7 protein-coding genes and 1 pseudogene are annotated in these 8,945 nt (G+C 66.4%); 6 read left to right on the top strand and 2 right to left on the bottom strand.

The annotated features are described in order from the left end of the window. Positions 1-218: pseudogene (locus GX015_RS03685) on the top strand (hypothetical protein); the annotation flags it as partial. Between the two features lie 648 nt (positions 219-866). Here GX015_RS03685 and GX015_RS03680 read toward each other — a convergent pair. Further along, positions 867-1,835, bottom strand: a complete 969-nt coding sequence (locus tag GX015_RS03680; RefSeq protein ID WP_291342884.1) for an L-lactate dehydrogenase — start codon at positions 1,833-1,835, stop codon at positions 867-869. Between the two features lie 258 nt (positions 1,836-2,093). On the opposite strand from GX015_RS03680, the gene GX015_RS03675 reads away from it, so the two are divergent. From GX015_RS03675 to GX015_RS03660, 4 genes are all read left to right on the top strand, one after another. Continuing rightward, entirely contained in the window at positions 2,094-3,926 is a 1,833-nt protein-coding gene (locus GX015_RS03675) for an alpha/beta-hydrolase family protein (protein ID WP_291342883.1), read from the top strand. Positions 3,927-4,505: 579 nt separating this feature from the next. Then, complete coding sequence (locus GX015_RS03670; RefSeq protein WP_291342882.1) at positions 4,506-4,691, top strand: antitoxin; 186 nt, start codon at positions 4,506-4,508, stop codon at positions 4,689-4,691. 123 nt (positions 4,692-4,814) lie between these two features. Further along, a complete protein-coding gene (locus GX015_RS03665) occupies positions 4,815-5,036 on the top strand; it encodes an antitoxin (protein WP_291342880.1) in 222 nt (73 codons plus the stop codon). A gap of 151 nt (positions 5,037-5,187) precedes the next feature. Next, positions 5,188-6,660 carry an ATP-binding protein gene (locus GX015_RS03660; RefSeq protein WP_291342878.1) on the top strand — a complete coding sequence of 491 codons (1,473 nt, stop codon included), beginning with the start codon at positions 5,188-5,190 and terminating at the stop codon, positions 6,658-6,660. A gap of 145 nt (positions 6,661-6,805) precedes the next feature. Here the strand turns inward: GX015_RS03660 and msrA are convergent, their stop codons facing one another. Next, positions 6,806-7,447, bottom strand: coding sequence for a peptide-methionine (S)-S-oxide reductase MsrA (gene msrA / locus GX015_RS03655; RefSeq protein WP_291342876.1), 642 nt, complete (start codon positions 7,445-7,447; stop codon positions 6,806-6,808). 237 nt (positions 7,448-7,684) lie between these two features. Here msrA and GX015_RS03650 point away from each other — a divergent pair, with 237 nt between their 5' ends. Then, complete coding sequence (locus GX015_RS03650) at positions 7,685-8,287, top strand: superoxide dismutase (RefSeq protein ID WP_102213055.1); 603 nt, start codon at positions 7,685-7,687, stop codon at positions 8,285-8,287. Positions 8,288-8,945: the final 658 nt, after the last annotated feature.

Genomic DNA, 8,945 nt, shown 5'->3' with positions numbered 1-8,945 from the left:
GCCCGTCCCCCGCCGATTTCGGCCGCGACCTGGCACGACCCGCCCGCCACGATGGCGCGGGCATTCTGCACGAGGTCGTTCACGCCCTCTCCGTCTACTCCGGCCCCTCGTGGTCGGCGACGGAAATCGAGTTGGTCAGTTCCCGCCTCGGCGAGGGTCGTTCCGGCGGCGCGCTCCACGAAACGGTCGCGACCATCCCCTTCGCGCCCGGCCCCTGAGCCCTTGAAAACTCCCGCGCCGCGCCGATTCCCCGCACCCATCCCCCTGATTCGACCGCACGGCCTCGATTCCCCGACCTCACTCCTTTATCTAGACCGCGCGACCTCGGCTCCCGCCTCACATCGCGGAAACTTCACCCGGCTCACCGCAGGCGTGTCACACCAGTAACAGCCTCGACCTTTTGCGTTCATTTTGAAACATCGGCGGCCCAAAAGTCCTGGAGTTTTGCGGCCGCGTTGTTTCAAAATGAACGCGTCCAGAATGTTTGGGGCTGGTGTGACGCGAGTATTCGCATCACCGCAGCTCCCCGCCTAAACCGTGAGCGCCCACACGGACCTCAGCGCCGTTGGAGCGCCATCACCGGTCCCCCGACACGCCCCAACCTCGCACACGGCATTCCGCGCGTTCGAGCTCCGGCCGGTTTCATCACCGCGATGTGCTTGACGACGGCCCGTCCACATCACATCCGCCCCAAATCTCCGCGAATCGCCCAAAACCGGACAAACGGGGTTTCTAAACGCGCTGGTCAGATCGACGCAAAGATTCTGCCGGTGTCCCGTTTTGGGCGATAGCAAACTTGCTGACGCCGAGGCCCTAACCGCCGCTGCCAGTGTTGCGGAAGTGACGGCGGCCCCGACCCGACGCCCCTACTGCGGGACGTACTCGCCGTTGTCCCAGAAGGGGTCCTGGATTTCGCGGAGGGTGGCGACGGACTTGTCGAACTGCGCGGTCTCGTACTCGTCCAACTCGAGCTCGACGACTCGGCGGATGCCCTTGCGGTTCACGATCGCCGGCGTGCCGATGTACATGTCCTCGTGCCCGTACTCGCCGCGCAGCAGCGCCGACACGGGCAGCGCGACCTCCTGGTTCTGGAAGATGGCGCGGGTGATCCGCGCGAGCCCCATGCCGATCCCGTACGAGGTGGAACCCTTGGCGTCGATGATTTCGTAGGCGGCGTCGCGGGTCCGGACGAAAATCTCCTCGAGTTCGTCGTGAAGCTCGGGGTTCTTTTCCAGCCGCCGCCGCAGCCCGACGCCGGCGATGTTCGCGGACGACAGCACGGGCAACTCGGAGTCGCCGTGCTCGCCGACGATGTAGGCGTGGACGCTCATGGGCGAGACCTCGAAGTATTCGCCGAGCATGTAGCGGAAGCGGGCGGTGTCCAGGACGGTGCCGGAGCCGATGACGCGGTGGGCGGGCAGCCCGGAGAACTTCCAGGTGGCGTAGGTCAGGATGTCCACGGGGTTGGTGGCGACGAGGAAGATGCCGTCGAATCCGCTGTCCATGACGTCGCCGACGATGGAGCGGAAGATGCGCATGTTCTTGTCCACGAGCTGCAGCCGCGTCTCGCCGGGCTTTTGGGCGGCGCCGGCGCAGAGGACGACGAGGGCGGCGTCTTCGCAGTCGGCGTAGGTGCCGCTCGTGACCTTGGTGCGGGAGGGGGCCCAGACGACGCCGTGGTTGAGGTCCATGACGTTGCCCTCGGTTTTGCGCTCGTCGATGTCGATGATGGCGAGGTGGTCGCAGATTCCCTGGTTGACCAGGGCGTATGCGTAGGCGACGCCGACGTCGCCGGCGCCGATGAGCACGACCTTGTTTCCGGCGGAGACCTTCATGTTCGTGTCCTTCCGGGGCTCGGGCCGGCGTGGGTTCGCCTCCGGTGGCTGTGCCGCCGGGTTGGGCCCGTTCACGCCCCAATGGTTGTGTACCTGTGTCCGAGTATGCCCGCTCGGGCATGTGGGGCGACAGGGTTGCCGCCGGTGACCCTGGACACACGCACCGTATCCGCTTTACGACGCCCCGTCGCGCCGCGATCCCCCCGCAACCCGCGTGACCGGCGGAAATTCCGTCTTGCCTCTGACACTATTGAGGGCATGGAATTCGTGCGCGCGCTGAAGCCGGTCGCGCGGCTTCGGGATGCGCGGGCCCGCGAGTCGATGGCCCGGGATACGGCCCGGGCCGCGAGTGCGGCGCTGCCCATTCGGCCGAGGTCGCGGCCGTGGCGGGGGATCCCGTCGAATCCGGGTCTGGTCGGCGCGGAGGTGGCGTCGTGGGCGGCGTTCAGCCCGTCGTTGATGCCCAGGCCGGCGACGTCGACGGCGATGGTGTCGTTCGGCACGCAGATCACGGGCCATGTCGTGGGCGTGGCGGTCGGCTATGGCTTCCGCCTTGCCGACGCGCGGCTGCGGCGCACGAAGCTCGGCCGGTTCGCGCCGTCGGTGCGCACCGAGCGGGCGATCGCCCTGGCGTGGCACGGGTCGATGACGGCGGCGACGGCGTGGATCTGGTGGCGGTCGATCGAGCATCAGCAGTCGATCGGCGGCCTGGTCGGCATGGACGCGCTGTCGTCGGCGCGCGCCCAGTTCGGCGGCACCGTCGCGGCGTCGGGCGCGTACCTGGCCACGCAGGGGCTGACGTTCGCCGCGGAGTTCGCCTTCGATCAGCTCCGCCGCGTCATCCGCCCGTGGGTGCCCCGGGGTGTCGCGCCCGTGGCCGCCGGCGTGGTGGTCGGTGGCGGGGTGGGGCTGGCCGTCGACAAGCTGGTGGTCCGCAGGACCATCGAGCGCGTGTACCGCAACGCCCACCGGGTGAACATGCGGGTGATGCCGGGGCGGTCGCAGCCGTGGGAGCCGGAGCGTTCGGGCAGCCCGTGGTCGCTGGAGCCGTGGCATGCGCTGGGGGCGCAGGGCCGGTCGATGGTGGCGGACGGGCCGCGGGCGCGCGACATCGCGGCGGTGACCAAGCGCGGGCGGCACGAGGTGATGGAGCCGATCCGCGTGTACGCGGGGAAGGTGCGGGGGCGGTCGCTGAAGTTCCAGACGGAGCTGATCGTCCGCGAGCTGCATCGCACGGGGGCGTTCCGGCGGGATCATCTGATCGTGCACGTCACCACGGGCACGGGGTGGATTTCGCCGTGGGGGTTGATGGCGGTGGAGTTCCTCACCGGCGGCAATTGCGCGCAGGTGGGGCTGCAGTATTCGGATCTGCCGTCGCCGGTGGCGTGGCTGGCGGACCACGAGACGCCGCCGGCTGCGGGCCGTGCGCTGTTCCGCCGCATCCGCGAGGAGTGGGAGCTGCTGCCGGAGGGGGATCGGCCGAAGCTGATCATCGCGGGCGAGTCGCTGGGCGGTTTCGGCGGCAACGGTGCGTTCGCCGATGCGGAGGACATGCTGGCGTCGGTGGACGGCGCGTTGTGGACGGGGACGCCGCAGTTCACGCCGATGTGGAAGGAGCTGACGCGCCGCCGCGATGCGGGGTCGCCGGAGATCGCTCCGGTGATCGACGGGGGCCGGCACATCCGGTTCGCCACGCGGCCGCAGGAGTTGTGGGAGTCGTTCCACGGCGAGCCGTTGGGCGAGTGGGAGCATCCGCGAGTGGCGTATCTGCAGCACGCGTCGGATCCGATCGTGTGGTGGGATTATCCGTTGGCGTGGCGGCGGCCGGATTGGCTGCGCGAGCGATTGGGCCGCGACGTGTCGTCGGCGGTGCGGTGGTTCCCGGTGGTGACGTTCCTGCAGGTGCTCATCGATGGTTTGGTCAGCGTCGACGTCGGCGATGGGCATGGGCACCGGTATGAGGTGGAGTCGTTGCCTGCGTGGGCGGCGATCTTGGGCTTCGAGCTTGACGACGACGGCGCGGGGGCGGCGGGCGTGCGATTCAAGAGGATCGCGAAGTGGGCCCGGCGCAATCTCCCGCCGAAAGCATAAAGGGCATAAAGGGCATAACACGTAGCCGGGTCGTACGTTGGATTATCCAACCGGAACTTGATCGTGACGTTGTACTCATGAGGAGCGTTGGGGATCATCGTGCCCGACCCCACTCCATGGATCCGCCACGACGGCAACCGTCGACCAGTCGACCGGACCGCATCCAGAACACGCAGTCCCGTTACCGGATATGAGCTTACCGCCCGAATAGCGAAACTCGACCTCACAAATCGTCGAGAAATGTTGCCTAGAACACGTAACGTCGCCCGAAATGAATCACTTCGACCGTCAACACGACCATCGAGGCGCCCCACCGCGATGACCTGGGCACTTTTGTCTTACTAATGGCCTAGTTTCGCCCTCCTAGCTGGGGCGATGAGGTCTGGCGATGAGGCCCTCCGACACTTCTGCAATTCACCCTTCATGCATTCTGCACCCGATCCCCGCATCGAACTGAACCAGCTCCTCGCATCGGGAGCCTGCGAGATCGGCGGCACCTACGTAACGTGGGTCACGTCCAGACGGCTGGACGGGCACACGAGGCCCGTGCGGTCACCCGACCAGGAAAGGAAGCGACACATGGGAATCTTCGACAAGGCCAAGCAGTTCGCCGACGACAACCCGGACAAGGTGAACCAGGGCATCGACAAGGGCGGCGACGCCATCGACGAGCGCACCGGCGGCAAGCACGCCGAGCACGTCGACAAGGCCCAGGACGCCGCCCGCAAGCGCTTCGGCGGCGAGGGCGACCAGCCCCAGCAGTAGCCGACACCACACGGCGACGCCCGCTTCCCGGCATCAGGCCGGGAAGCGGGCGTATTCTTATCTCGATCTGCCGAAGCACCGGCACACCAAGATAAGCAGGACAAGAAGGAAAGGCGGGGCACCATGAGCCTCATCGACAAGGCAAAGAAGTTCATCGGCGACAACCCCGACAAGGTCCGCCAGGGCATCGAGAAGGTCGGCGACCAGATCGACAAGCGCACCGGCGGCAAGTACGCCGACAAGATCGACCGCGTGCAGGCCGAGGCCGCCAACCGCCTCGGCGACAACAGCGCCGGCACCGACCCGGCCGCCCCGACCGATCCGAAGGACGCGCCGCAGCAGTAGCCGGCGCGCACCCACACCCCATCCCACACCTCGGACCAGGCTTCGGACCACGGTTCAGCCCGAGCTTCGCACTCAACTTCACACTTAACTCAACACTGTGTGAAGTTGAGTGTTATGTTGGTTGTTATGTTCGGCGAGGAGCAGCGTCGGCATGTCCTCCACCAGCAAGGACCGAGGCATCATGGATTCCAACGCCCTGTCAGCCCTCATCGACGAGCTTCGTACGATCGGCACCGACCAGCAGGCCATCGAGGTCAAAAGCGGCGTGGGCAAGAACGTTCGGGATACGCTCAGCGCCTTTTCCAATGGGTCCGGCGGGCTCTTGATCGTCGGCCTGTCCGAAGCCGAGGGATTTTCCCCGGTGCCCGGCTTCGATGCGGCCAAAGCACGGGATTCCCTGGTTTCGCGTTGCGAACAGATGGAACCATCCGTTCGCGTCGACATAGAGATTCATGACCTCGCCGGATCCCCGATTCTGGTCGCCGAAGTCCCGGAGATCGAGCCCCGGAACAAGCCTTGTTACATCCGCGAGCAAGGGATGTACCAGAGCAGCTACATCCGCCTAGGCGATGCCGACATCAAACTCTCTCGGTACGAAATCGACCGACTGCTCGAGGAACACCACCAGCCCAAGTGGGATGAAGAGCCGGTCCCCGAGGCCTCCGAAGGGGACCTAGACACCGACGCACTCGAGACGTTTCTCACAGCTCAGCGGAGCGTACGCAAGCGCACGTTCGCAGACGGCGACGACATCGCTCGCCAGCGCCTGCGCATCACCAAAGACGGCCACCCGACCCTCGCCGCACTCCTGGCAATGGGTGACTACCCGCAAGAGTTCTTTCCGCGCCTGACCGTGACTTTTGCCCTGTTCCCGGGAACATCGAAGGGCGACATCAGCACGGGCGAACGGCTGCTGGACTCAGCGACCCTCGCCGGACCCATCCCCGAGCTGATCGACGCGGCCGTGGAAAAGGTCAAACGCAACATGCGAATCGCCGGATTGATCGATGACGTTTACCGAACGGAACTTCCCGACTACCCGCTGATCGCCGTCAGGGAGGCCGTCGTCAATGCTCTAATGCACCGCGACTACTCCCCGAATTCCCGGGGGTCCCAGGTGCAGGTCAACATGTTCGTGGATCGACTCGAGATCACCAATCCGGGCGGCCTCTACGGAGGCGTGACCGTCAACAACCTCGGCAAAGCGGGTGTCAGCTCAACCAGAAACCAGCGGCTCTCCACCTTTCTCGAATCGACCTCCTTCCCAGGCGGAGGCATCGTCGCGGAAAACCGCGGCACGGGCTTCGCGGTGATCCAAAGCTCGCTGGCGGAAGCCCTGATGCCGCCTCCCGAAGTCAAGAACGAACCCGCCAGCTTCACGCTCATTTTCCGCCGGCGCCGCGTCGCCCCCGCAGAGAAGTACGTGACGGCATACGACCACGTGAACGCCCTCATGACAGAGAAGGAAAGTGCCAGCACTTCGGAAATCGTCAAGGCCATCGGCCTAAGTCGATCCGCAGTGACCAAGGCCATCAACGCCCTCATCGCCGAAGGAGCCATCGAGCCGACCGAGCCCGCGCGAAGCCCCAAGCAGCGGTACCGCCGGGTCCAGAAAGCAGACTGACACTGGACATCGCCCCGAACTCCACACTCAACTTCGCACTCAACTCAACACAGTGCGAAGTTGAGTGTTATGTCGCGTGTTATGTTCACCCGAACCTGCACGCGGCGGCGGGCCGTCGTCACGCAAAAGGCCGTAAGGCCACCCGCTAGCCGCAGGTCACGCCGGTGGCGTGCACCGGGCAGTAACCCATGGGATTCGCCTCCAGGTACCCGCGGTGGAACGGCTCGGCGACCCAGAAACGCCCCGTCGGCGTCTGCGACAGCGGCGTGACCTCGGTGGTGATCGGCCCAAAGCCCGCCGCCGCCAGCTTCGGCCCGTACGCCTCCAGGGTCTCGACGGTGATGCGGGCCTGGTCCTCGTTCAGCGGGAACACCGCCGACCGGTACTGCGGGCCGATGTCATTGCCCTGCCGGTCGCCCTGCGTCGGATCGTGGTTCTCCAGGATCAGGCGCAGCAGCGCCGCAAAATCGGTGACGGCCGGATCGAACACCGCCAGCACCGACTCCGTGTGCCCGGTCCGCGCGCCGCACACCTCGCGGTAGGACGGCCACCGCGTCACCCCGCCCGCATATCCGGGCAAGGTCGTCCACACTCCCGGCGCATTCCACAGAAGCTTTTCGACGCCCCAGAAACAGCCGGCCGCGATGACCATCGCCTCCGCACCATCGGGCCACGGACCTCCGTATGGAGTCCCGAGCACCAGGTGCTCACCATCGACGTGGCCGCCCTCGTCGAGGAGGGCCTCCGGGGTCGCGGGGATCGGGGTGAACGCGCGTGAATCAGTCATGGGCGCGAGGATACGCGGGCCGCATGAACTGGGCGGACGACCCCGATCCGCGAACGCGGGTACCGTCGGGGCCACGCGCCCGGTGACGTGGACCACTCGCCGTCGGCCAGCCCCCGGCGAGAAGGTGGCGGACCTATCGAACCAACCGAATTACGCGCACGAAACCTTGCGTAATTGCGGAGGATCGGTACCATCGGGTGTCACAAGCGAAATCGATTCTTCAAGGAGGACCTCACCATGGCCGTTTACGAGCTGCCCGAACTGGATTACGCCTACGACGCCCTCGAGCCGCACATCGCCGCCGAGATCATGGAGCTGCACCACAGCAAGCACCACCAGAATTACGTCAACGGCGCCAACGCCGCCCTGGAGAAGCTGGAGGCCGCGCGCAACGACGGCTCCATCGCTGGCGTGGTCACCGCCCTGTCCAAGGACCTCGCGTTCAACCTGGGCGGCCACTCCAACCACTCCATCTTCTGGAAGAACCTCTCCCCCAACGGTGGTGGCGAGCCGACCGGTGAGCTGGCCGAGGCCATCAACCGCGACTTCGGTTCCTTCGAGAAGTTCAAGGATCACTTCTCCGGTGCCGCGCTGGGCTTGCAGGGCTCCGGCTGGGCCGTCCTCGGTTACGACCACGTCGCCGGCCGCCTCGTCGTCGAGCAGCTGACCGACCAGCAGGGCAACATCTCCGCGAACCTGACCCCGCTGCTGATGCTGGACATGTGGGAGCACGCCTTCTACCTCCAGTACAAGAACGTCAAGGCCGACTACGTCAAGGCCGTCTGGAACGTCTTCAACTGGGACGACGTCGCCGAGCGCTTCGCCAAGGCTTCGGCCTAAGTCTCGGCATCGGCCCCCAGGGCCGATCACGGGCTCCCCGGGCCGATCTGGGCTCTCCGGAGTCCATCATGAGCTCCCCGGCGGTCCACTGCACAAGCAGGCTGCCCGGTGAACTAACCCGCTCCACCTTCCGCCTCGTGCGGTCGGTGGGGCGGGTTTCGCCATGTCGGGGGCCGGGTTTTCTCGACTCCCGCGGCCGGGGGAGGTTTCGCCACGTCGGGGGCTGAGTGTATGAGCCGGCCGGGGCGGGTTCTGCCATATGCCGAGTGCGCGGCCGGGTTTACTCGGCTTCCGCGGCGAGGGAAGGTTTCGGCGGGCCGTCGCCAAGCAAAAAGCCCGGAATCCGGCCGCCCGAAGGCACCTACGCCTCGGCTTCGTGTCAAACGATCAACGCTCCCGAGTAGCAAACCTGACCACCTGCGGTTTTCCGGACACCGGCGAATGAGCGTCGATCATTCGACACCAACATCCGCCCGCAACCGCCGACGCCCGACCCGCGCCCGGCCGACGCCCGCCGAATCTGGCCGGCCCACGCCCGGCCGGCGCCCGACCTGCGTCTGCGGATGAGCCCGTCGGGGGAGGTTTCGGCGGGCCGTCGTCAAGCAGGCGAAGCATCCCGCCGAATCCGGCCGTCCGAAGGCACCTACGACCCGGCTTC

This window comes from Corynebacterium sp. (genome assembly GCF_012837295.1).
Lineage (GTDB): Bacteria > Actinomycetota > Actinomycetes > Mycobacteriales > Mycobacteriaceae > Corynebacterium.
The sequence above is the reverse complement of the archived record's forward strand: the minus strand, read 5'-3'. Positions and strand labels throughout refer to the sequence as shown.